The organism is Pontimicrobium sp. MEBiC01747, assembly GCF_053601635.1.
On the sequence record NZ_JBSHNS010000563.1, the window covers coordinates 1 to 381 of the forward strand.

Genomic DNA, 381 nt, shown 5'->3' on the forward strand with positions numbered 1-381 from the left:
AAGACACGGTGAAACAGGCAGTGTTTTAATGGAGGTGCCTTTAAAAGATGTGCTTATTATACCACAAAAAGCAACTTTTGAAGTATTAAACAAAAAATTTGTTTATGTATTAGACCAAAACAATAGCATACAACAAAGAGAAGTAGTTATAGGAGCAGAATTGCCACACCTTTTTATTATAGAAAAAGGACTTTCAGAAAATGACAAAGTATTGTTAGAAGGATTAAGATTGGTAAAAGAAGGGGAGCAAATAGATTATGAATTTGTTAATCCTAAAAAAGCGATATCTAATCTAGAACTCTACGCAGAGTAGTCCATCCCTAAAAATCAAGACAAATGTTTAGTAATTTTATAAGAAGGCCAGTGTTGGCCATAGTAATC

General features: G+C 32.0%; 1 pseudogene. It reads left to right on the forward strand.

Annotated elements, in window-relative coordinates:
- A pseudogene (locus ACVC2P_RS18835) lies at positions 1–313 on the forward strand (efflux RND transporter periplasmic adaptor subunit); the annotation flags it as partial.
- Positions 314–381: the final 68 nt, after the last annotated feature.